This is a genomic window from Flavobacterium sp. WC2416 (assembly GCF_041200095.1).
Lineage (GTDB): Bacteria > Bacteroidota > Bacteroidia > Flavobacteriales > Flavobacteriaceae > Flavobacterium.
In genome coordinates, this window is the sequence record NZ_CP165626.1 from 820,105 (window position 1) to 844,308 (window position 24,204).

The window sequence follows — 24,204 nt, forward strand, 5'->3', positions numbered from 1 at the left end:
CATTTATATTAATTTCTAAAAAACAAATTACCCATGAACCAACACCTTGCTTTTGCGGATTACGCAGTATTTATTATTTATTTTATCGTGGTATCCACTTATGGATATACCGTTTATCGCAAACGCGAAAAAAACGAACACGATGCCAAAGCTTATTTCCTTGCAGAAGGGACATTGACATGGTGGGCTATTGGTGCTTCATTGATTGCTTCAAACATTTCTGCTGAACAGTTTATTGGAATGAGTGGAGAAGGTTTCTTTTTAGGAATTGCTGTTGCCGCTTATGAGTGGATTGCTGCTATTGCTTTAATTATTGTTGCCGTTTGGTTCATTCCTGTTTATTTGAAAAACAAGATTTATACCATGCCTCAGTTTTTAAAAACAAGGTATAACGAATCTACTGCTTTAATTATGGCCGTATTTTGGTTGTTCTTATACGTATTTGTAAACTTAACTTCTATTTTATATTTAGGAGCTGTTGCCATTAATGGATTGGCTGGTGGAGAATATTTGCATATAATTATGATTGGATTGGCTCTTTTTGCTTTATTAATTTCTTTGGGAGGAATGAAAGTAGTGGCTTATACAGATGTAATTCAAGTTGCTGTATTAATTATTGGAGGATTAGTTACTTCATATATTGCTTTAACAACCGTTGGACGCTATTTTGGAGTGGGTGAAAATGCTATTGAAGGTTTCAAAGTATTGATGAGAGAAGCTCCAGAACATTTCAAAATGATTATTCCAAGACCTACAGCTACATCTACACAATTAGAGATTAATAAATACCTTACTTTTCCAGGTGTAATGTCGTATTTGGCTGGTATTTGGATTATTAATCTTAATTATTGGGGTTGTAACCAATACATTACACAAAGAGCTTTAGGCGCTGATTTACAAACGGCTCGTACAGGTATTTTGTTTGCAGGAATTTTAAAATTATTAATGCCACTTATCGTTATGTTGCCTGGTATTGCAGCTTTTGTTTTATATGAAAACGGACATTTACCTCAATTAGTAGGAGGAAAAGATGGTGCTTATTCTGCAGTGTTGACATTCCTACCAACTGGTTTAAAAGGATTGTCTGTAGCGGCATTAACGGCAGCTATTGTGGCCTCTTTAGCAGGGAAAGTAAATAGTATTTCAACTATTTATACGCTTGATGTTCATAAAAAATACATTCAAAAAGACGCTACTGATAGAGGACAAGTTAATATTGGAAGGATCGCAGTATTTGGTGCCATGCTTCTTGCTGTTATATTTACTTGGAATGATTTACTTGGAATTGGTGGTGTAGGTGGATTTACTTACATTCAAAAATATACAGGTTTTATTAGTCCTGGTGTATTTGCCATGTTCTTCCTTGGGATGTTTTGGAAAAGAACTACAGGTACTGCAGCAATTGTAGGGGTAATTGCAGGTTTCTTATTATCCGTTTTGTTTAATGAATTTGCTCCAGCATTATTTGGAAATGAGACGTTATTATATACTGCTTTTCCTAACGGTAATGGGGGATTTGAAATTCCATTTCACATTTGTATGGGATTGTCTTTTGCATTTACAATGCTTTTAATGATTGCCATCAGTTTTGCTGGGCCTAAAGTGAATCCAAAAGCATTTGAATTAGATACTGAAATGTTCAAATTGAAACCGCAAACTACTGTTTTGATTGTAATAACGATATTGACTATTTTTGCTTTGTATGCTAAGTTCTGGTAGAAAGTAATTTTAAGCTCATTATAAATTAAAAAGTGTGAAGCTAACTTAACGTTGGTTTCACACTTTTTTTATTACATAGGTTACAATCCCCCAAATAATTAATTCATTTTCTTCAGTAACTTTTATGGGAGGGTAGTTTTCATTTTCAGGCATGAGATACAAACATTCTTTTTCTAACTGAATGCGTTTTACGGTAAATTCTCCATCGATAAAACAAATTGCAATTTTATGATTTTGTGGCTCTAGACTTCGATCAACAACAAGCACATCTTTATCATTAATCCCAGCATCAATCATAGAATTTCCTTTTACTTTGATATAAAAAGTAGCCAGAGGGTTTTCGCTTAATTCTTTATTGAGGTCAATATTATTTTCCATAAAATCCGCTGCAGGCGATGGGAATCCTGCTGAAACACCTTCGGTCATGAATGGAATTTTTATTTCACTTTCAAAATCGGGTTGGAAAAAAGTAAGTTTTTGTTCTTTTTTTATTGACATTTTATTTCAAGTATATCTTTAAAACTGGTAGTGAATTTGGGTGACAAATGATTCTGATTCATATTCCAAGTCAAACTTAGGTTTTGTGTGGCTAGCTTTACCTGCGTGTAGCCTATTTTTTTGTTGAGGTCGTCCATGACTTTCATAAGTGCTAAATGTTTTGGGTTTTCATCTTCAAACAATTGAAACTGTTTTTTGTTTTCATCGATAAGGCTACTAACAATTACTCCCGCTTTTTTAAATTTCAAACCCTCGTTCCCTTTGTGCATTTGCTTCAGCATGGCAACTGCGGCGTTAGCAATTGTTAAGCTTGAATTTGTTGCATAGGGTAAGTTCATAACCATATTAAAATAGTATTTAGAGGTATGAACAGTATGTTTATCAACCACTAATAGTACTATGATAGTATGACAACATGATTTTTGGTTTCGTAGTTTCTCGGCACAAACAGAGGCAAACGTAACTATGCGTTCTCGCAATAAATCGAAATCTGAGATTTGTTTTGGAAAACTCCGAGTGGTGGAAATGCTTTTCTTTTGGTCTGGAAAGGGGTCCAAGTCCAATACTTGCTTCCCTTCTAATTCATATTTTAAACGCATTCCTATTACACCCATTTCTTTTTTTATCCAAGCTTCATGTTGTGGTTGTATGAAGTCTAATGCGGTGTTGATCTTGCGTAGTTTTGCTTTTTTGGTTGTTCGATGACCTATGCCCCAAACATCTTCAATTTTGGTCCATTTGAGTGCTTTAAAGCGTTTTTCATCCGTATCAATTACATAAACACCACCAGTTCTTTCTTGGAATTTCTTGGCTATTTTATTGGCCACTTTTGACAATGCTTTGGTCTCTGCAAAACCAATACAAACGGGGATTCCAATCCATTTTTGAACTCTTTTTTTCATTTGAATACCATAATCGTGGTAATCTAAAACGTTTAGTCCGTCAAAATTTAAGAACGCTTCATCAATGCTGTAGATTTCTACATTAGGAGTAAATTGTGCCAAAATTGACATTACTCGATTACTCAAATCGCCATATAGTGCATAATTAGAAGAAAATAATTTGACATTCTTTTCTCGTACTAAATCTTTAATTTGAAAAGCAGGAGCACCCATTGGTATTCCAACAGCTTTAGCTTCATTGCTTCGGGAAATTACGCAACCGTCATTATTTGATAATATAGCAACCGGTTTTCCGTTGAATTCTGGTTGGAAAACACGTTCGCAGGAAGCATAGAAATTATTACAGTCGACTAAGGCATACATAGTACAAAATTACTCAATATGTACTTATGCTTGTAAATAACAAAAGTTAATTTTAGGGATTGTTGATAAGTAAAAATAGGTTTTTTTTCGAAAACTTTAAGAGCTAAAATTCAAAATTAAATCCTTTTTTAGTTAGTTTTTCATAAATTTTAGAGTCAAACTTATACAATTGTGCTGCTCTGTGAGAAACGTCTTGTTGTTTTTCATCCAAGGCAACCAACAGTTTCATATGAAGAATTTTTCTACGGAAATTGGATTTATCCATCTCAATACCTAGAATTTCTTCATAAAGATGCATAAGTGCCAATAAAGTAAATTTTTCGGGTAAAAGATTAAAACCTATTGGAGCTTGACGCACCCGATTACGCAATTGTTTTAAGCTATAATCTAATATTTCATTATGATCATATATTAAATCTGGAATTTCATTAATCTTATACCATTTTGCATCAGATGCTGTAAAACCTGCGGTTACATTATAATCTTCTCTTTTTATTAAAGCATAATAACCTATTGTAATTACCCGTCTTAATGGAAAACGGTCGGGATCCCCAAAAGCTTTTAATTGTTCTAGGAATATATTATCTAATCCTGTTAGTTCTCCTAACAATCGATGAGCAGCATTATCTATACTTTCTTTTTTCTTTATCCACCCACCGGGAAGCCCCCATTTTCCTTTACTAATACCTTCAGCATGTTGGACTAATAGGACTTCTAATATTCCGTTGTCAAAACCAAAAATCACACAGTCAATTGTAATGGCATTCATGGCTGATTGTTCAACAGTTTTTAAAGAGTCTTCAGTAGTTTTTTTATCAACCATGGTTTGGAAATTTGAATGAAATATATGAAAAATTAAAAAGCGAGGGTATTTAATTTATATGTTTTTTATGAGGCGAATGTTTTTGCAAATATTTAAAAAAAATCATGGAATTAGAAGCATATTTTTTTATTTTTTTTCACCTGCTGTCGGGAGCCTTCATTAGTATAAATACGTAATAATACGCATGATTAATTATCAATTACAAATTTTTAAACACAATTTTTTGTTAATATGAAATAAATGCATTACACTTGTAGTCAAATTAACCATAAGGATATGGTTTTTATGACTAGAAGTTTGTAGAGATGCAAACATAAAAGTAAAAGCAACCTCTTAAAATGAAGAATATGTATTTTTTAGGAATAGATTTAGGAAGCTCTTCAATTAAACTAACAGTATTTGATCCGGAAAAAGGAACTACTGTTGGCGCAGTGACTGTTCCAGAAATGGAGATGGATATTATTGCTCCGAAATTTGGCTGGGCTGAACAAGATCCTAATTCTTGGTGGCAAAATGTTAAAAAGGGCATACAAGTTTTGGGAACAAAACAGGATGTTGACTTAAAAAAAATTGCAGGGATTGGGATAGCCTATCAAATGCATGGTTTAGTCTTAACGGATGAGAAATTAAATCCTGTTCGTTCTTCGATTATTTGGTGTGACAGTAGAGCAGCAACTATAGGGAATGAAACATACGATCGTATGGGACAAGAATATTGCCAGCAACAAATTTTAGGAAGTCCAGGAAATTTTACTGCTTCTAAATTGAAATGGGTTCAAATAAATGAGCCAGAAGTTTTTAATAAAGCGGTCTACATGATGCTTCCTGGTGATTTTATTGCTGCAAAACTTTCAGGGATTCCACAAATTAGTACTTCTGGACTATCAGAAGCTGCATTATGGAACTTTTCAAGAGGGGGTTTAGCTACTGAAGTACTCCAAGAAATGGATCTTCCTGAGGAAATGATCCCAGAAATTGTACCCAACTTTGGCTATCAAGCAACAATTCACCCAGATATCGCTTTAGAGTTAAGCCTTGACAGAAACACTAAAATAACCTATCGTGCCGGTGATCAACCCAATAATGCATTATCTCTAAATGTATTAAAACCAGGGGAAATAGCTACTACAGCTGGAACTTCGGCCGTAATTTATACAGTAAGTGACAAAGATATCTATGACAAAGAAAATCGAATCAATACGTTTTTACATGTAAATAATACTGAAACAGATAAAAAAAATGGGGTAATGCTTTGCATCAATGGTTCTGGTATTTTGTACCAATGGTTGCGCAAAATCATGTCTGTTGACCAATCAAATTTAATCGCATATGAAACGTTGAATGCCGAAGCTGCTAAAGTGAAAGCAGGAAGTAAAGGACTTCGTTTCTATCCTTTTGGGAATGGAGTAGAGCGTATTTTTAATAATAAAAATGCCAATTCAGGAATTCAGAATCTCAATTTTAACATCCATCAATCTGGGCATCTTATCCGTTCAGCTTGCGAAGGAATCGTGTTTGCCATGAATTATGGGTTTGATGTGATGAAATCCGTGGGAGCTTCTGGCGAAGTAGTGAGAGCTGGAAATGCCAATCTATTCCTGAGTCCCGTTTTTAGAGAAATTTTCACCAATACAACACAAACTACTTTAGAACTCTATAATACTTCTGGGGCCGAAGGTGCAGCGCGAGGTGCAGCCTATGGTTATGGATTTTATGACTCACTTGATGAGGCGTTTAAAGGGTTAAAATGTATAGAACGAATTGAACCCAATCAATCGCTGACTTCACAGTATCAAGATATTTATCAAGAATGGAAAAATCATATTAAAATAGAACAATCATGAATACAACTAAACAAACTTATTTTAAAAACATTGATATCATAAAATTTGAAGGAAGAGAAAGTGTTAACACACTTGCTTTTAAATGGTATGATGAGAACCGAGTAGTAGCAGGAAAGACTTTAAAAGAACACCTGCGTTTTTCCATGGCATACTGGCATACGCTATGTAACAAAGGGGGAGATCCTTTTGGTGCTAATACAGAAATTCTTGCTTGGGATAAAAACGAAAATGTAATTCAAAGAGCCAAAGACAAAATGGATGCGGCTTTTGAATTCATGAGCAAATTAGGGATTCCATATTATTGTTTTCATGATTTAGATATCGTGGATGAAGCACCAACTTTATCAGAGTTTGAAAACCGAGTGCAAGAATTAGTTGCTTATGCTAAAATTAAACAAGATGAAACGGGGATTAAACTGTTGTGGGGAACTTCAAACTTGTTTAGTAATCCTCGTTATATGAATGGAGCTTCAACCAATCCTAATTTTGATGTTGTAGCTTATGCAAGTGCTCAAGCCAAAATTGCTATTGATGCTACCATTGCTTTAGGTGGTGAAAATTATGTTTTTTGGGGAGGTCGTGAAGGCTACATGAGTCTTTTAAATACCGATATGAAAAGAGAATTAGATCATATGGGACAATTCTTGACTATTTGTAGAGATTATGCACGCAAACAAGGCTTTAAAGGAACTTTTCTTATTGAACCAAAGCCTATGGAACCCATGAAACATCAGTATGATTTTGATGCGGCAACAACATTAGGGTTTTTACATAAATATGGACTTCAAGATGACTTCAAGTTGAATCTAGAAGTAAATCACGCTACCCTTGCTGGACATACTTTTGAGCATGAGTTACAAGTTGCGGTAGATGCAGGAATGTTAGGAAGCATTGATGCAAATCGGGGAGACTATCAAAACGGTTGGGACACTGATCAGTTTCCAATAAATGTTTATGAAATAACTCAAGCTATGTTAATCATCTTAGAAGGTGGTGGAATTCAAGGTGGCGGAATCAACTTTGATGCAAAAGTACGCAGAAACTCAACTGATTTAGACGATAAATTTATTGCTCACATAGCTGGAATGGATGTTTTTGCACGCGGTCTTATCTATGCGGACCATATTTTACAAAATACAAATTATAAAAATTTACGTGAACAACGTTACGGATCATTTGACAGTGGTAATGGAGCGAAGTATGAAAAAGGAGAGCTCTCTTTGGAAGCACTTAGTGAAATTGCTCGTGCAAATGGAGAACCTCAACAAATAAGTGGAAAACAAGAATTATTTGAACAAATTATTGCCAACGCATATTAGTCTATTAAAACAACCATTAACTAACTAAATTAACCAATTCTTAATTATTATGAAAAGAAAATATTGTAAACCAACAATGCTTCCGTTTTGTATGTCACTTATATTCAGTGTTTTTATGCTGAATATTAGTTTTGCACAACAGCAATCTCATGCTGTAAGCGGAAAAATAACATCTAACACCGACGGCATGGGTATTCCCGGAGCAAGTATTGCGGTAGAAGGAACTAATAAAGGAATAATCACTGATTTTGACGGGAAGTTTCAAATCAATACAACCAATGATGCCGTATTAAAAATTAGTTTTATGGGTTTTAAAACGCAACGAGTAGCAGTAAAAAATCAATCAAATATTAATGTAGCCTTACAAGTAGAATCAGCAGATTTGAAAGAGGTTGTTGTAATAGGATATGGTTCTCAAAAGAAAAAAGTATCTACTGCAGCTACTTCATTGGTAACAGGAAAAGACATTCAACAAGTAGCGAGCCTTGATGTTGTGAATGCCTTACAAGGACAAAGTTCTGGAGTATCAATCACTTCAACATCTGGACAACCAGGAGCTGGAATGGTTGTAAATATTCGTGGTGTAGGAACGGCAGGAAATAGTTCTCCTCTATATGTAGTAGACGGAGTGGTTGTGGATAATGGTATTGGATATTTAGACCCATCCTCTATTGAAAGGGTTGATATTCTTAAAGATGCATCGGCAGCATCTATTTATGGAGCCAGAGCTGCCAATGGAGTTATACTTGTCACTACTAAAAAAGGGAAAGATGGCAAAATGAGTGTGTCACTTAACAGTTATACAGGATACCAACAAATTGCCAAAAAATTAGACATGTTGAATTCAAATGAATATGCTATTATAATGAATGAAGCACGAGTAAATTCTGGATTTTCGCCATTATATTCAAATTCACAAATAGCTACACTTCCTAATCACGATTGGCAAAATGACTTGTTTAATGATGGCGCTCTTAAACAAAATCATTCTTTAATGATTACGGGTGGAGATAAAAAATCAACTATAGCAACAGGTTTGTCGTATTATGGACAGGATGGTATTATAGGTAGTCAAACGAATCAATCTCAGTACGACCGTATCACATTTAATGTAAATACTACATCTGAAGTAATAGAAAATCATTTAAAAATTGGAGAAAACTTCTCTTTTGCAAATATAAAAGGAAGCGGTGTATCTGATCAAGGGATTTACAATAATAGTATTAGAAGTTTTTTAAATGCCTCTCCTTTGGATGCCGCTTATGATGCTAATGGTAATTTTGCCCACTCAACAATTGCTGCAGATGTCAGCAATCCGCTAGGGTCTCTTTATTATAATAATTTTAAAGAAAATAAAATAAACCGATATGTAGGAAATGTTTTTGCAGAAGCAAAATTCTTAAAGAACTTCACTTTCAAAACTAGTTTTGGTGTAGATATGACGGATAGTAATTATCGTTCTTTTGCCCCAATTTATAGCCTTTCTACTTTTGATGTTAATCCAATTTCAGCAGTTACGCAAAGTTCAAATAAGGGCTTAGGTTGGCTATGGGAAAACACATTACAATACAAAGCATCAATTAATGACATTCATCATTTTGATGTATTATTAGGAACTTCGGCAAAATCAACTAACTCTGAGTACATGAGCGCTACGGGTAAGAATCTAACTTTTGATGATTTCTCACATGCCTATTTAAGTAATGCAACTGACAAGACATTAAACACGGTTTCTGGTGGAAGTTATGATTATAGACTTCAATCTTATTTTGGTAGATTATTATATGATTATGATGATAAATATTTATTTACTGCAACAATCAGAAGAGATGGTTCTTCAGAATTTGGAGCCAATAATAAATATGCGTATTTCCCTGCGGTATCTGGAGGTTGGAATGTAGATCGTGAAAACTTCTTTCCAAAAGATGGAGTTGTAAAAAGTTTAAAAATAAGAGCCAGTTGGGGACAAAACGGGAATGACCAATTTTCTAAACGATTTGCATATATGTCTACGGTAAGTTCATATGATAAAAACTATCATTTTGGTACTGGAGATGGAGAAATACTTTATACCGGTTCTAGTCCGGATGCTCTTGCAAATCCAGATTTAAAATGGGAAACATCGGAGCAAACGGATTTAGGTTTTGATGCCACTTTATTTTCAAACCTTACTTTAACATTCGATTATTATGATAAAACAACAAAGGACTGGTTAGTACAAGCTTCAGTTCCAGAAATTGCTGGTGCACAAGCGCCCTATATTAATGGGGGTGATGTGAATAACAAAGGAGTTGAATTAGGACTTGGGTATACAACAAATTTTGGAAAAGATTGGTCATTTTCAATCAATGGGAATTTGTCATATAATAAAAATGAGGTATTACGTGTTGCCAACTCTGAAGGGATAATCCACGGGGATTCAAATCTGCTTTTTCAAGGTTTAGATGAAATGAATCGTGTTGAAGTAGGTCAGCCAATAGGATATTTCTATGGACTTAAAACAGATGGGATTTTTCAAAATCAATCAGAGCTTACTGCAGTTCAGCCCAATGCTAAACCTGGTGACGTTCGTTTTGTAGATTTGAATGGAGATGGAAAAATAGATCAAAATGATAAGACTAAAGTTGGAGATCCAAACCCTGATTTTACTTATGGTTTAAGTATGGAAGTGTCTTATAAAGCTTTTGATTTCTCTATTTATACTTATGGAGTTTCAGGGAATCAAAACGTTTTTGGAGTTCGTGTGAATGAACGTCCTTATAGCAATTTCACCACTACAATTTTAGATCGTTGGACTACAGAAGGAAGTTCTACAACAATTCCAAGAGTTACTTATGGTACAGATGCAAATGGGAATTATTCTAAATTTTCAGATTTATATGTTCAAGACGCCAGCTTCTTTAGAATTAAGTCCGCTACTCTAGGTTGTGATTTAACGAAACTTACAACAAAGCTAGATTTCTTTACAAAATTAAGACTGTATGTTGCCGCAAACAATCTATTCACTTTTACAAAATATCAGGGAATGGATCCAGAAATTGGATTTGGAAATGCAAACCAATCATGGGCTAGAGGAATTGATGTTGGGTATTACCCACAACCAAGAACTTACATGGTGGGTCTTAATGTTAACTTTTAAAAGCTAAAAAAATGAAAAATTATATAAAACTATTTACTGCATCAACCCTATTAATTTTAAGTTCTTGCTCGAATGATTTTTTAGAAACAGCACCTGTAACTGAAAAAGTAACTGAAAATTTCTATAAAACACCAAAAGATGCTTTTGAAGGACTTGTTTCCGTTTATGATGTATTACAACAAGTAGGAGGCTGGGCCGATTTGCAAATGATTACCGAAGAAGCATCAGATAATTGCTTCGGAGGTTTTGGAACTGCCGATGGAGCAGGAGCATTAGACTGGGATCGTTTTCTTTATGGTTCTGATTTAGAGATGAACAATCCAATTTGGCAAACATGCTACAAAGGGATTTATAGAGCCAATATTTTATTAGAAAATTTAGATAAAGTAAACTGGGGAACAGATACGGCACTTAAGACAAAATATGAAGCTGAAGCTCGTTTTTTAAGAGCGCACTTTCATTTTGAATTAGCTAGGATTTTTGGTGATATTGTAGCATTAGATCATACCATTAAAACGGAAGAATTGTATTCTCCACGAGTAGCTCCGGAAGTTACCTATGCTTTAATTGCTAATGATTTAAAATTTGCAGCCGCAAACTTAGGAACAGAAAATTACTCCCAACCAGAAAATCCAAATTACGGTCGCATTACAAAGTGGGCTGCCGAAGCTTATCTTGCCAAAGCATTTTTATTCTACACGGATTATTATAACAAAACAGATTTAGCAGGTGTTGTTACTAAAGCTGAAGCAGTGACTAGTATTAATGATGTAGTAAATACGAGTGGACATGCTTTAATTGCTGATTATTCTCGCTTATGGCTTGCGGCTTCTCTGGCTAATTATGCAGGAGAAGGCAATACTGAAATGGTTTGGGCAGTACGTTACAATAGTTCAGGAAAGGGTGACTGGGGTCTTCACGAAGGAAACCGTTTGTCAGTTCTAATTGCACCACGTGGGGGTAACATCGGTCCATATGCAAGTGGATGGGGTGGATGTCCTGTTACGCCAAGTCTTTATAATGCTTATGAAAATGGAGACACGCGTAGAGATGCTACCATAATCAATTTTGCAGGAGAAGGATTGGATTTTGATCCAGCTCCAAATAAAAGAGACCAACGTCAATTTACAGGTTACTCTTGGAAAAAATACTGCCCAATTACTAATGCAGCTGGAGAAGCAATCGTAACGGCTAATGGAGGAAATTTTCAAATTGATAATTACGAAGATTATGCGGTAATTCGTTTTGCTGATGTATTGCTAATGGCTGCTGAACTTAATCTAGGAACAAATGTTGGTTATGCTAAAACTTGTCTTGATAGAGTTCGTGATCGTGCTTTCAAAAATGCAGCACATAGAGTTCCAGTAGCGATTACAAGTATTATGAATGAGCGTCGCTTAGAACTTGCTTTAGAAGGACAACGTTACTTTGATTTAATTAGACAAAGTCCTGAAGTTGCCAAAGCAGCTATTGACAATGTTAATAGTGACTCTCAATTCAATGTTACATTTAGAACTGAAACCTTGGGTTGGTTCGCATTGCCTCAATCACAAATTATACTTTCTAACGGATCAATAAAACAAAACCCAGGATGGTAATTCATTTAAAAAAACAGATAATTATGAAACGTATATTTCTCACTTTAATAACTGTTATAGCAATAGGCTCTTTATTTTCCTGTGAACCAACAGAAGACCGTAATAGTCTTCCAGCAATGACTCTGGCTACCTCAGATCTTAATTTTACAGCAATAGCAACAGGAAATACTTTAGTATTAAAAAACCTTACTCCAGATGTAATTCCGTATTGGAGTTATACAAATGCCAAAGGAGATGAATTAGGACATTCAAACTTAAATGAAATGACTATCGCCATGCCTTTTGCGGGGGATTATACAGTTAATTTCTCAGCATATACTAAAGGAGGTTCAGTAACTGCTACCAAAATAGTAACAATAGCACAAAATGACGCAAGTTATTTCAGTGCTCCAGAATGGGCATTACTTGCCAACGGTACAACTGGAAAAACATGGGTGTTAGACATGAGTAGCCCACAAGGATGGGCGGGATTAGATTATCCTGGTGCAACGGGTGATAATTGGTCTTGGTTGCCTGACTATTCTGGAAATGAATGGATAATGGCAAATAAAAACTGGGGTGAAATGTCTTTTGATCTTAATGGAAGTTATAATACAACGGTTAAACAAACGGCACTTAATACGAATGATCAAACAAGCAAAACCAAAAGCTATACGTTTGATATTGCAAATCATAGACTAATTTTTAACGGAGGAGCAGAAATGCTTCATGGAGGGAACTATTATGAAGATGCGAGTAATTGGGCAAATGTTAAAGTGATAGAGCTAACGGCAACATCTTTGAGATTAGGTGTTATTCGTGATCAGGACAGAACTGGTCAAGGAGTTTGTTTAATAGTTTACCATTTTAAACCAAAGCCTTAATTTATAAATAATTTTAAACTACCGGTAGGTGATTTATAAAGTCGCTTATCGGTATGTTTATATTTGTTTTTCACAACAATAAAATTCTTTCTATTAAAATTTATCCGCATTATGAATTTGAGAAAATATATAAATAGCGTACTTTCCTTATTAATGCTAATTGTCCTTCTTGTGGCTTGTAGCAAAAAAGAAGAAGTTTTTAGCTCCCGAAAAATTTCTTTCAATTCAGATTGGAGCTTTCATTTAAATGATAGTATTGTTGATAAAGACACCATTGAGGCAAATACAAAATGGAGAACGCTAAATGTTCCTCACGATTGGGGTGTTGAAGGTAAATTTGATGAAAAAAGCCCCGCAGGATTTGGAGGTGGAGCACTTACTGGTGGTTTAGGCTGGTATAAAAAAACATTTAAAGTTGCTGCCGAAGACAGCACAAAAGTAACTTCAATCACTTTTGATGGAGTTTATAAAAACAGCGAAGTTTGGATTAACGGACATTATTTAGGAAAACGTCCTAACGGATACATTGGTTTTCAATACGAAATTTCTCCATATTTGAATTATGGAGATAAAAGCAATGAAATTATTGTTAAAGTTGATAATTCAAAACAACCCAACTCACGTTGGTATTCTGGTTCAGGAATATTTAGAAATGTATGGATAGAAACCGCTGATAAACTGCGTGTTGCACAATGGGGGACGTACATTACAACTCCAAAAGTTACTGCCCAAAAAACTTCTATTCAAATTGAAACTACGATTCAAAATCAATATACAGCTTCAAAAAAGGCAACAGTAATCACTACTATTTTTAAAGAAGATACTATAGTAACATCAACCACTCAAAATATAACCATTGGTGCCAATGCCAATCAAACGATAAAACAAGACGTTCAAGTGGGAACACCAATTTTATGGTCTATTGAAAAACCGGAATTATACACTGCCGTAACTGAAATTTTGGTGGATGACCAAATAGTAGATCAATACAAAACCAATTTCGGAATCAGAAGTTTTAAATTTGATGTTAACAAAGGGTTTATTCTAAACGGGAAACAGGTAAAAATAAAAGGGGTTTGTTTGCACCATGATTTAGGACCATTGGGATCTGCCATCAACACCAGAGCGATTGAGCGTCAATTGGAAATTCTGAAAGGAATGGGTGTAAACGGCATCCGAACTTCACACAATCCAACTGCTCCAGAGCTTTTGGATCTTTGCGATAAAATGGGTTTTATTGTGATGGACGAAGCATTTGATATGTGGAAAAAAGCCAAAACCAAATACGATTACAGTCAATATTGGGATAAATGGCACGCCAAAGATTTACAGGATCAAATCCTTAGAGACCGCAACCATCCCAGCATTTTTATGTGGAGTATCGGTAACGAAATTCCAGAACAATGGAGTGATGAAGGCGTAGTAATTGCCAAAGAATTATCAGCAATTGTAAAAAAATTAGACACTACAAGGTTGGTTACTGCAGCAATGAATCCTGCAGTTAATATGAATATTGGTGATATTACGTTACAATTTGAAAAGGCTAAAACAGATTTCAACAAATTAGCGACTTCGGGAGCTTTGGATATTATAGGCTATAATTATGCGCATCAAACTTTTGAATACCATCAAAAAAACTTTCCTAATGTTCCTTTCATAGCCACCGAAACTACTTCGGCATTAGAAACCAGAGGGTATTATGAATTTCCTTCAGATAGCATCAAAGTATGGCCTGTTCGTTGGGATTTACCTTTCACAACGGGAAATCCAAACAATACCGTATCTGCATTTGACCAAGTAAGAGCGCCTTGGGGTTCGACCCACGAAGCCACTTGGAAAGTGATAAAAAAATACGATTTCCTTGCAGGAATGTACATCTGGACTGGTTTTGATTATATAGGAGAACCAACTCCTTACGAATGGCCATCAATCAGTTCGTATTTTGGAATTGTAGATTTGGCGGGTTTCCCTAAAGATGTGTATTATATGTACCAAAGCGAATGGACAGATAAAACGGTATTACATCTTTTTCCACATTGGAATTGGAAAGCAGGACAAACCGTTGATGTTTGGGCATACTATAATAATGCCGATGAGGTAGAACTTTTTTTAAACGGAAAATCGGTTGGTGTTCGAAGTAAAAAAGGAGAAGATTTACATGTAATGTGGAGAATTCCTTTTCAACCTGGAACACTTAAAGCCATTTCAAGGAAAAACGGAGAAACAGTTTTAGAAACCGAAATTCAAACTGCTGGGAACCCATCAAATTTAAAATTAACGGCTGACAGAAGTAGCATCAATGCTGACGGAAATGATTTGTCATTTGTAACGGTTGATATCTTGGATAAAAAAGGAGTTTTAGCTCCAAATGCCAATAACGAAATTAGTTTTTCTTTAAAAGGGAATGGAAAAATTGTAGGGGTTTGCAGCGGAGATCCTGTTAGTCATGAATCGTATAAAGGAACTAAACATACAGCCCTAAATGGGAAATGTTTAGTTGTTGTTCAATCAAGTAATAAAAAAGGAAGATTGGAATTGACTGCTAATGCAAATGGATTAAAATCCACAACAATTATAATTACAGCAGAATAAAACACAATAAAAATACTAAATAAAACCACAATGAAAAAAATACAAATAGCGTCCTTGTCACTATTCATCGGTTTTGGCTTGTTGCTTTCGCCAAAAGCGTCTGCACAAATTCAAAATGCAGATGTTTTGAATGCACCGATGGATATCAGTAAAGATTTTCAGAACTATCTGAATACCTTTTATTTTGCAGACGAGCTTACTGCTTTTGATCCTGCAACAGGAAAAGGAACTATAAAATATTTACGTTACAATTACCAAACACGTCAGGCATTCAATAATATGATGATGAAGCCGAGTCCAGTTGTAGCTAATGAATTCCCAGCAACAGAGTATGCAGCTTCTCCTGAATTGCCTTTCGAAATTCAGTTTGTGTCTGATCGTTCTTTAAGAATAAAAACAACTTCAGGACCACAATTTCAGCCAGAAAAAGAGTCCTTGATGTTAGTAGACGGAGTAGCACCAAGTCACCCAGAATTATGGAAGTATTCTAAAATTGAAGGGGGTCACAAATATACTAGTAAGCACGGTTCGGTTGAAATTTTATTAAAGCCTTGGCATGTAAAAATCTATGATGAAACAGGTAAATTACTAACAAGTACGCTACACGATTCTGATTTTAAAAACACCTATACTCCAACACTTCCGTTCTCATTTGTGCGCAGAAATAGTGATTATTCTAGAAGTATGGGAGCGGCTTTCAGCTTAGAACCTGACGAAAAAATATTTGGGTGTGGTGAATCATTTACCCAATTCAACAAACGTGGGCAAAAAGTAGTTTTATGGACCGATGATGCTAATGGTATTCAAAACGAAACGATGTATAAACCTGTACCTTTTTATATGAGTAGCCGTGGGTATGGCGTTTTTATGCATCATTCGACTCCAATCACTGTAGATTTTGGAAAATATTTTGGAAGTGCCAATGAAATGTATATCGGAGATGATGAAGCCGATTTGTTTTTCTTCATTGGAGAACCAAAAGAAATATTAGATGAATATACTAATTTAACAGGAAAAGCAGCCATGCCACCTTTATGGTCATTTGGTTTTTGGATGAGCCGTATCACTTATTTCTCTGAAAAAGAAGGTCGTCAAGTGGCTAAAGATTTACGTAAATACAAAATTCCAACGGATGTAATTCATTTTGATACCGGTTGGTTTGATGTAGACTGGAGAAACAACTATGAGTTTTCTAAAGAACGTTTTCCAGATGCTGTAAAAATGATGTCGGATATGAAAGACGATGGTTTCCATGTTTCTCTATGGCAATTGCCTTATTTCTCTCCAAAAAATACGTTGTTCAATGAAATAATGGACAAAAATTTAGCCGTAAAAGACCGCAAAGGAAATCTTCCTTATGAAGATGCTGTACTGGATTTTTCAAACCCAGAAACAGTGACTTGGTACCAGGCTAAATTGAAACATTTGTTTGACCAAGGAGTAAGTGTATTTAAAGTAGATTTTGGAGAAGCAGCACCACCAGACGGAATTTACCATTCAGGACGTACCGGATTTTATGAACACAATTTATACCCATTGCGTTACAACAAAGCCGTTGCCGAAATAACTCAAAAAGAAAAAGGATATACTTTAATCTGGGCAAGAAGCACTTGGGCAGGAAGTCAACGTTATCCATTACATTGGGGAGGCGATGCTGAAACTAGTAATGGCGCAATGTCTGCCGAATTAAGAGGAGGGCTTTCATTAGGATTAAGCGGATTCAGTTTTTGGAGTCATGATGTGGGTGGATTTGCCACTAAATCCCCTGAGAATTTATACCGCAGATGGGCACCATTCGGGATGTTAACTTCACATGTAAGAAGCCATGGAGAGCCTCCTCGTGAACCTTGGTTGTACAGCAAAGATTTCTTGGAAGGGTTTAGAAACGCCGATAATATGCGTTACGAATTGATGCCTTATATCTATGCACAAGCCAAAGAAAGTTCTCAAAAAGGATTACCTATGATGCGTGCTTTATTTCTTGAATATCCAAATGATGCAGGAGCTTGGTTGGTGGATAATGAATATTTATTTGGTTCAAGTATGTTAGTAGCACCTTTATTTGAAGAAGTAACTGAAAGAGATGTTTATCTTCCAGAAGGAACTTGGATTGACTACCAAACTAAAAAAGTATACCAAGGGGGATGGCATAAAATAAAAGCTGGCGCTATTCCAATCGTAGTATTGGTTAGAGATGGTTCGGCAATTCCACATATTGGATTGGCACAATCAACAAAAGACATGGATTGGAGTAAATTGACCTTAAAAGTGTATGCTACAGATGCAACTATAACTGCCAGTGCCAAAGTATTCTTACCGGATTCAGATACAGTACAAACAATTACAGTTTCTAAAAAAGGAAATAATTTTGAAGTAACACAAAACCCATTAAATGGAAAAACCACTTTAAAAACCGAGTGGATAAAATAAATAAGTTGAGTTTGGTTTAGATCGGGAAGTTGAGGTTTGCCTAATTTCCCGATTTATAAAAGACGATTAAGAAATAATAAAATGAAATCGAATTATTCAAAAAAATCAAATTTTGATAAACAATACCGATTACATTTTTCTATAAAAAACAGTACCTTCAAATGATAAATAAACTAATACTTTCCGTTCTATTACTATCCGTAAGTATAGGTGTTGCTCAAGGCAAAAAAACAAAATCCTATGAATTGGTATCTCCGGAAGGGAAAAACACAATTCAGTTTCAACTCGTTGGGAATGCACCAAAATATGCAATATCCCATGGGAAAACGCAGGTGATTACCCCTTCTGACATGGGTTTTATGCTAAAAAACAATGATGATTTTAGCAAAAACTTTAAAGTTGTTAAAGTGGTGAATTCTACTTTCGATGAAACTTGGGAGCAAGTTTGGGGAGAAAAGAAAAAAATCAGGAATCACTACAATCAAATGGTGGTGCAATTGCAGCAAAAAAACAAAGAAAACCGCAAGTTGGAAATTCAGTTTCGTGCTTTTGATGATGGAGTCGCTTTTCGATATGTGTATCCAGAACAAGGAACCAAAGACAGTATTTTTATCATGGATGAAAAGACGACTTTCAACCTAAAAGAAGATGGGAAAGCATGGTGGATTCCTGCTTATAGAGAAAATCGCTATGAATATTTATATGAAAACTCTCCAGTAAGTACTTTAGATACGGTTCACACTCCACTTACAATCGAAAGTAAAAGTGGATTAAAATTGAGTTTTCACGAAGCAAACTTAATCGATTTTGCAAGTATGACTTTGGTAAAAACCAAAGGAACTGAGCTAAAATCAGATTTAGTGCCTTGGGCCGATGGAGTGAAAGTAAGAGTGAAAGATACTTTTACTTCTTCTTGGAGAACCATTCAAATTGGTGAAAAAGCGGGTGATTTAATAGATTCCTATTTGATTTTAAATCTAAACGAACCCAATAAAATGGGAAAACCAGATTATGTAAAACCATATAAATATTTCGGAATTTGGTGGGGAATGCACATTGGGAAATATTCATTTTGGGAAAGTGACATTCAAGGAGCAACTACAGCTCATGCTAAAGAATATATTGATTTTACTGCCAAAGAAGGTTTTCATCATTTATTAATTGAAGGTTGGAACAAAGGTTGGACGCCCGCTTGGTATGAAAACCACATGTACATGTTCAGTTTTACTAAAAGTGCTGATAATTTTGATTTGGATAAAGTAGTGGAATATGGAAATCAAAAAGGGGTTGAACTAATTGGATACCATGAAACGGGATCTAACTTAATTAACTATTTGAAAGAAATTGATGCTGGTTTTGCTTTATATAAAAAGTTAGGAATTCATACCGTAAAAATTGGTCATGTAGGTTCCAAGTTAAATATGAAAGAATGGCATCACGGACAATTTGGGGTAAACTATTTTAGATATGTATTGAAAAAAGCTGCCGAATATGATTTAGCCGTTTTCTTTCACGAACCAATAAAAGATACAGGAGAACGTAGAACATATCCTAATATGTTAGCCAGAGAAGCAGCTCGTGGACAAGAATACAATGCTTGGAGTGAAGGAAATCCACCAAGTCACGTAACTATTTTACCTTTTACTAGATTGTTGTCAGGTCCAATGGATTATACTCCGGGAGTTTTGGATGTGGAAATCAAACAAGGATATCCAGGAAAAAGAATACACGGAACTACGGCACAACAATTAGCATTATATGTAGTGTTTTATTCTCCAATACAAATGATGGCTGATCTCCCTGAAAATTACGAAGGAAGGCCAGAATTTCAATTCTTGAAAGACGTTCCAACGGATTGGGAAGACACGAAAGTTATAAATGGTGAAATTGGCGAATACATCACGACCGTTCGTAAAGATGAGAATAGTGCCGATTGGTATTTGGGAAGTATAACCAATGAGAAAAGTAGGGATTTAACCATTTCTTTATCATTTTTAGATTCGAATGCCACTTATGAAGCCCAAATTTATGCTGATGCTGCAGGAACAGATCAAACTCATAATCCAGAAGTAGTTAGCATTTCTAAAAAAAGAGTAAAAGCTTCAGATGTATTGAAATTGCATTTAGGTGGAGCTGGTGGAACGGCTGTCCGATTTAAAAAATTATAATTGCTATTTAGAGAAAGTGATGTTTTTACAATTCCTTACTCCCTTTTTAGTATTCAAAAATATAAATCAGAATACATGAAACGAATTCTATTATTTCTTACGATCTTATTTTGTCTAAATAATTCTGTAGTATTTGGACAAGATACCAATTCTAAAAAATCAGCAACTTACAGCAGGATTATAAAAGTCGATTATAATAAATCAGTAGGGGAATTGAATACCATGTTTAAAGAATGCATTGGAGCGGGACGAGCCAATGAAGGACTACGAGCTGATTGGCAGCAACAATTGGCTATGGTTAAGAAAGAGTGTGATTTTAAATACATTCGGATGCATGGTTTATTAACAGACGATATGGGAGTTTATCATGAAGATGCTAAAGGAAATCCGGAATACAATTACCAATATATTGATGCTTTGTACGATTTTCTTTTGAGCATCAAGATGAAGCCTTTCATTGAATTAGGGTTTATGCCATCAGCTTTGGCTAGTGGAAGTGAAACTATTTTTTGGTGGAAAGGGAATGTTACACCTCCAAAAGATTATAATAAATGGGAAGATCTAATTCGTAATTTGACACAACATTTTACAGAACGTTATGGAGCTGAAGAAGTAAAAACATGGTATTTCGAGGTTTGGAACGAACCCAATTTATCACCAGGTTTTTGGTCGGGTACGCAAGCCGAATATTTTAAATTGTATGAATATACTGCTCGAGCCATTAAAAGTGTAAATATAGCTTACAAAGTAGGTGGTCCAGCTACAGCTGGAGCAGCTTGGGTTCCGGAAATAATTGAATTTTGTAGTAAAAATAATGTGCCATTGGATTTTATTTCTACACACACCTATGGAGTAAAACAGGGATTTTTAGATGAATTTGGGACCACGGGAACCGTTTTAAATAAAGATAATTCTAGTGTGAGTGGAGAGGTAATAACTTCACGTGAGCAAATTTCAAATTCGGCAAAACCCAATCTGGAATTGCATTATACGGAATGGAGTTCATCATACACTCCTGCTGATCCCGTTCATGACAGTTACCATTCTGCAGCTTATATTCTTCAAAAACTGAAACAAGTAGGTAATGCTGCGAACTCAATGTCGTATTGGGTTTTCACCGATATTTTTGAAGAAGCAGGCCCGCGATTTACGCCTTTTCACGGCGGATTTGGCTTGTTGAATACTCAAGGAATTAAGAAGCCAGCCTATTTCTCTTATTATTTATTAAACAAATTAGGAAAAACAGAACTTCAAAACAGTGACAAATCCTCTTGGGCAACCAAAAATGCAAATGGGGATGTACAGGTTTTATTTTGGGATTTTACCTATACACTTCCTTCAAACTCCATAAATAATCAACAATATTATGTTCAGGATTTACCATCCAAATTAAAAGGAAGTGTAAAAATTGAAGTTTTAGGACTTCAAAAAGGCACTTATATTTTAGAGATTTACAAAGTAGGGTACAAAGAGAATGACGTTTATACCGAATTTCTTGGAATGAACAAACCAAATCAGTTAACTCTTCAACAAGTAAATACACTAAAAAAACACAATAATGGTGCACCACTTATAACAGAAAAAGTGACAGTTGATTCAAATGGAATCTATAGTAAAGACTTTAATTTAAATGAAAATGATGTTTTACTTCTAAATTTTGTTAAACAATAGATAATCAAAATAATATTTCAAAAAACAACAATAATAATAAGTATGAAAAATAAAATAATATACCTGTCTGTAGCAATGGTCTTTGTCGTTTTTACTTCTTGTAAAAATGAGATGCAATCTGTTACTTCGACTGATACAAAAATCGATCAAGGAAAAGAGATAAGCACTGAATTTGGTGAGCAAATTGACAAATTAGTTGCTCAAATGACATTGGAGGAAAAAATAGGAATGCTGCATGGAAATAGTATGTTTTCAACAGGTGCTGTAGAACGTTTGGGTATTCCAGAATTAAAAATGGCTGATGGTCCATTGGGCGTTCGTGAAGAAATCTCTCGTGACAATTGGGCTCCCGCAGGCTTAGATAATGATTTTGCTACCTACTATCCGGCAGGTGGAGGTTTGGCGGCTACTTGGAATGCTGATTTAGCGTATACATTTGGGAATAGTTTGGGTCAGGAATTGCGTGCTAGAGATAAAGATATGTTGCTTTCACCTGCCATTAATATCGTAAGAACACCACTTGGAGGCAGAACGTATGAATACATGTCTGAAGATCCTTTTTTAAACAAAAAAATTGCAGTGCCGTTAATCGTTGGATTACAGGACAATGATGTTATGGCTTGCGTAAAACATTTTGCTGCTAATAATCAAGAAACAAATCGAGATATTTATGATGTTCAAATGGATGAACGTACTCTTCGTGAAATTTATTTACCAGCATTCAAAGCGGCTATAACTGAGGCTCATGCTTACAGTATTATGGGAGCTTATAATAAGTTTAGAGGCGAATACTTGTGTGAAAATGATTACATGCTCAATAAAATTTTACGGGATGAATGGGGTTTTAAAGGAGTTGTGGTTTCTGATTGGGCAGCGGTACATAGTACGGTAAAGACCTTGAAAAACGGTTTGGATATCGAAATGGGAACTCCAAAACCTTTCAATGAATTTTTCTTGGCAGATAAACTAATTGCGGCTGCTAAAGCTGGCCAAATTTCAGAAAAAGAAATTGATAAACATGTAAAACGAATATTAAACGTATTGTTTCAAGTAAAAGCAATGGGGGGAAAAGATCGAGTTAAAGGAAGCATTGCAACCGAAGCGCACTATCAAGATGCTTATAAAATTGCTGCGGAATCTGTGGTTTTGTTGAAAAATGAAAACAACGCATTGCCATTAAAATTAGATGGAATAAAATCAATTGCTGTAATTGGAAACAATGCTACAAAGAAAAATGCATTGGGCGGTTTTGGCGCAGGAGTGAAAACCAAAAGAGAGATTACCCCTTTAGAAGGTTTAAAAAACAGATTGCCAGCATCCATCAAAATCAATTATGCCGAAGGCTATTTAGAACGTTATGATGAGAAAAATAAAGGAAAATTAGGGGATATTACACTGAATGGCCCTGTCACTATTGATCAATTAGATCCTGTTAAATTGCTAGAAGCTTTAGAAGCTGCTAAGAATTCTGATGTAGCTATTGTATTTGCTGGTTCAAACCGTGATTATGAAACCGAGGCTTCTGATCGCAGAAGCTTAAACTTACCTTTTGGACAAGAGGAATTGATTAAAAAAGTATTAGCAGTGAACCCAAAAACTATTGTGGTCATGATTGCTGGAGCACCTTTTGATATCGACGCAATAGGTAAAAAAACATCGGCTTTAGTTTGGAGTTGGTTTAATGGTTCTGAAGGAGGAAATGCTTTGGCTGATGTATTATTAGGAAAAGTAAATCCATCAGGAAAACTACCTTGGACGATGCCTAAAAAAATCATGGATTCACCCGCACACGCCACGAGCAGTTTTCCAGGTGACAAAACAGTAAATTATGCTGAAGGAATTTTAGTAGGCTACCGTTGGTTTGACACTAAAAACATTGTCCCTCTTTATCCTTTTGGATTTGGATTGTCATACACCACTTTTGCATTCGAAAATACAAAAACAAATAAAAAAGAATATACTACTGATGAGACAATTGAAGTTGCTGTAACGGTTAAAAACACAGGAAAAGTGGATGGTAAAGAGGTAGTTCAATTGTATTCTTCCAAATCAGATTCAAAAATTACCCGTGCTACCCAAGAATTAAAAGGGTTTCAAAAAGTATTGGTGACAGCAGGAAATTCGCAAATAGTTACGATTAAAGTTCCAGTAAAAGAATTAGCATATTATAATGTTCAATCGAAAAGTTGGACTGTTGAACCAGGTAATTATACTTTAAAATTAGGAAGTTCTTCTCGTGATATTAAGAAAGAAGTTAATATAATTATTAAATAAA

The 24,204-nt window shown here is 35.2% G+C and carries 14 protein-coding genes; 11 read left to right on the forward strand and 3 right to left on the reverse strand.

The genetic code is table 11. The features are described from left to right. The first annotated feature begins 33 nt into the window (after positions 1 to 33). On the forward strand, positions 34 to 1,719 hold the full coding sequence (locus AB3G39_RS03435) for a sodium/sugar symporter (protein WP_367772421.1): 1,686 nt from the start codon (positions 34 to 36) through the stop codon (positions 1,717 to 1,719). 57 nt (positions 1,720 to 1,776) lie between these two features. On the opposite strand, the gene AB3G39_RS03440 is transcribed toward AB3G39_RS03435, so the two are convergent. The 3 genes from AB3G39_RS03440 to AB3G39_RS03450 form a co-directional block, all read right to left on the reverse strand. Further along, positions 1,777 to 2,217, reverse strand: coding sequence for a LexA family protein (locus tag AB3G39_RS03440; protein ID WP_367772419.1), 441 nt, complete (start codon positions 2,215 to 2,217; stop codon positions 1,777 to 1,779). Next, positions 2,208 to 3,482: a Y-family DNA polymerase gene (locus AB3G39_RS03445; RefSeq protein ID WP_369769687.1), complete on the reverse strand. Its 1,275-nt coding sequence runs from the start codon at positions 3,480 to 3,482 to the stop codon at positions 2,208 to 2,210. The genes AB3G39_RS03440 and AB3G39_RS03445 overlap by 10 nt, the downstream gene beginning before the upstream one ends. Before the next feature lie 103 nt (positions 3,483 to 3,585). Then, positions 3,586 to 4,305, reverse strand: coding sequence for an NUDIX domain-containing protein (locus tag AB3G39_RS03450; protein WP_367755736.1), 720 nt, complete (start codon positions 4,303 to 4,305; stop codon positions 3,586 to 3,588). A 338-nt stretch (positions 4,306 to 4,643) separates the two neighbouring features. On the opposite strand from AB3G39_RS03450, the gene AB3G39_RS03455 reads away from it, so the two are divergent. From AB3G39_RS03455 to AB3G39_RS03500, 10 genes are all read left to right on the forward strand, one after another. Continuing rightward, positions 4,644 to 6,149, forward strand: coding sequence for a xylulokinase (locus tag AB3G39_RS03455; RefSeq protein WP_369766029.1), 1,506 nt, complete (start codon positions 4,644 to 4,646; stop codon positions 6,147 to 6,149). After that, the gene (gene xylA / locus AB3G39_RS03460) at positions 6,146 to 7,468 is read left to right on the forward strand and encodes a xylose isomerase (protein WP_369766030.1); all 1,323 of its coding nucleotides are present in this window, start codon (positions 6,146 to 6,148) and stop codon (positions 7,466 to 7,468) included. The genes AB3G39_RS03455 and xylA overlap by 4 nt, the downstream gene beginning before the upstream one ends. Positions 7,469 to 7,559: 91 nt before the next feature. Continuing rightward, entirely contained in the window at positions 7,560 to 10,607 is a 3,048-nt protein-coding gene (locus AB3G39_RS03465) for a SusC/RagA family TonB-linked outer membrane protein (protein WP_369769688.1), read from the forward strand. Between the two features lie 11 nt (positions 10,608 to 10,618). Then, positions 10,619 to 12,205 carry a RagB/SusD family nutrient uptake outer membrane protein gene (locus AB3G39_RS03470; protein ID WP_369769689.1) on the forward strand — a complete coding sequence of 529 codons (1,587 nt, stop codon included), beginning with the start codon at positions 10,619 to 10,621 and terminating at the stop codon, positions 12,203 to 12,205. Positions 12,206 to 12,228: 23 nt separating this feature from the next. Next, entirely contained in the window at positions 12,229 to 13,068 is an 840-nt protein-coding gene (locus AB3G39_RS03475; RefSeq protein WP_369766033.1) for a hypothetical protein, read from the forward strand. A 111-nt stretch (positions 13,069 to 13,179) separates the two neighbouring features. Continuing rightward, positions 13,180 to 15,660 carry a glycoside hydrolase family 2 TIM barrel-domain containing protein gene (locus tag AB3G39_RS03480; RefSeq protein WP_369766034.1) on the forward strand — a complete coding sequence of 827 codons (2,481 nt, stop codon included), beginning with the start codon at positions 13,180 to 13,182 and terminating at the stop codon, positions 15,658 to 15,660. A 30-nt stretch (positions 15,661 to 15,690) separates the two neighbouring features. Further along, positions 15,691 to 18,090 carry an alpha-xylosidase gene (locus AB3G39_RS03485; protein ID WP_369766035.1) on the forward strand — a complete coding sequence of 800 codons (2,400 nt, stop codon included), beginning with the start codon at positions 15,691 to 15,693 and terminating at the stop codon, positions 18,088 to 18,090. Positions 18,091 to 18,251: 161 nt separating this feature from the next. Continuing rightward, positions 18,252 to 20,258 carry a glycoside hydrolase family 97 protein gene (locus AB3G39_RS03490; protein WP_369766036.1) on the forward strand — a complete coding sequence of 669 codons (2,007 nt, stop codon included), beginning with the start codon at positions 18,252 to 18,254 and terminating at the stop codon, positions 20,256 to 20,258. After that, positions 20,259 to 21,929, forward strand: coding sequence for a glycoside hydrolase (locus AB3G39_RS03495; protein WP_369766037.1), 1,671 nt, complete (start codon positions 20,259 to 20,261; stop codon positions 21,927 to 21,929). A gap of 42 nt (positions 21,930 to 21,971) precedes the next feature. Continuing rightward, positions 21,972 to 24,203: a glycoside hydrolase family 3 C-terminal domain-containing protein gene (locus AB3G39_RS03500; protein ID WP_369766038.1), complete on the forward strand. Its 2,232-nt coding sequence runs from the start codon at positions 21,972 to 21,974 to the stop codon at positions 24,201 to 24,203. The last annotated feature ends 1 nt before the right edge of the window (position 24,204 follow it).

Excerpts from the sequence above, each read along its gene's own strand:
- AB3G39_RS03445 (WP_369769687.1), bottom strand. The coding sequence starts at position 3,482 with ATGTATGCCTTAGTCGACTGTAATAATTTCTATGCTTCCTGCGAACGT.
- AB3G39_RS03490 (WP_369766036.1), top strand. The coding sequence starts at position 18,252 with ATGATAAATAAACTAATACTTTCCGTTCTATTACTATCCGTAAGTATA.
- AB3G39_RS03470 (WP_369769689.1), top strand. The coding sequence starts at position 10,619 with ATGAAAAATTATATAAAACTATTTACTGCATCAACCCTATTAATTTTA.
- AB3G39_RS03485 (WP_369766035.1), top strand. The coding sequence starts at position 15,691 with ATGAAAAAAATACAAATAGCGTCCTTGTCACTATTCATCGGTTTTGGC.
- AB3G39_RS03455 (WP_369766029.1), top strand. The coding sequence starts at position 4,644 with ATGAAGAATATGTATTTTTTAGGAATAGATTTAGGAAGCTCTTCAATT.
- AB3G39_RS03500 (WP_369766038.1), top strand. The coding sequence starts at position 21,972 with ATGAAAAATAAAATAATATACCTGTCTGTAGCAATGGTCTTTGTCGTT.
- xylA (WP_369766030.1), top strand. The coding sequence starts at position 6,146 with ATGAATACAACTAAACAAACTTATTTTAAAAACATTGATATCATAAAA.
- AB3G39_RS03440 (WP_367772419.1), bottom strand. The coding sequence starts at position 2,217 with ATGTCAATAAAAAAAGAACAAAAACTTACTTTTTTCCAACCCGATTTT.
- AB3G39_RS03450 (WP_367755736.1), bottom strand. The coding sequence starts at position 4,305 with ATGGTTGATAAAAAAACTACTGAAGACTCTTTAAAAACTGTTGAACAA.
- AB3G39_RS03480 (WP_369766034.1), top strand. The coding sequence starts at position 13,180 with ATGAATTTGAGAAAATATATAAATAGCGTACTTTCCTTATTAATGCTA.
- AB3G39_RS03465 (WP_369769688.1), top strand. The coding sequence starts at position 7,560 with ATGTCACTTATATTCAGTGTTTTTATGCTGAATATTAGTTTTGCACAA.
- AB3G39_RS03475 (WP_369766033.1), top strand. The coding sequence starts at position 12,229 with ATGAAACGTATATTTCTCACTTTAATAACTGTTATAGCAATAGGCTCT.
- AB3G39_RS03435 (WP_367772421.1), top strand. The coding sequence starts at position 34 with ATGAACCAACACCTTGCTTTTGCGGATTACGCAGTATTTATTATTTAT.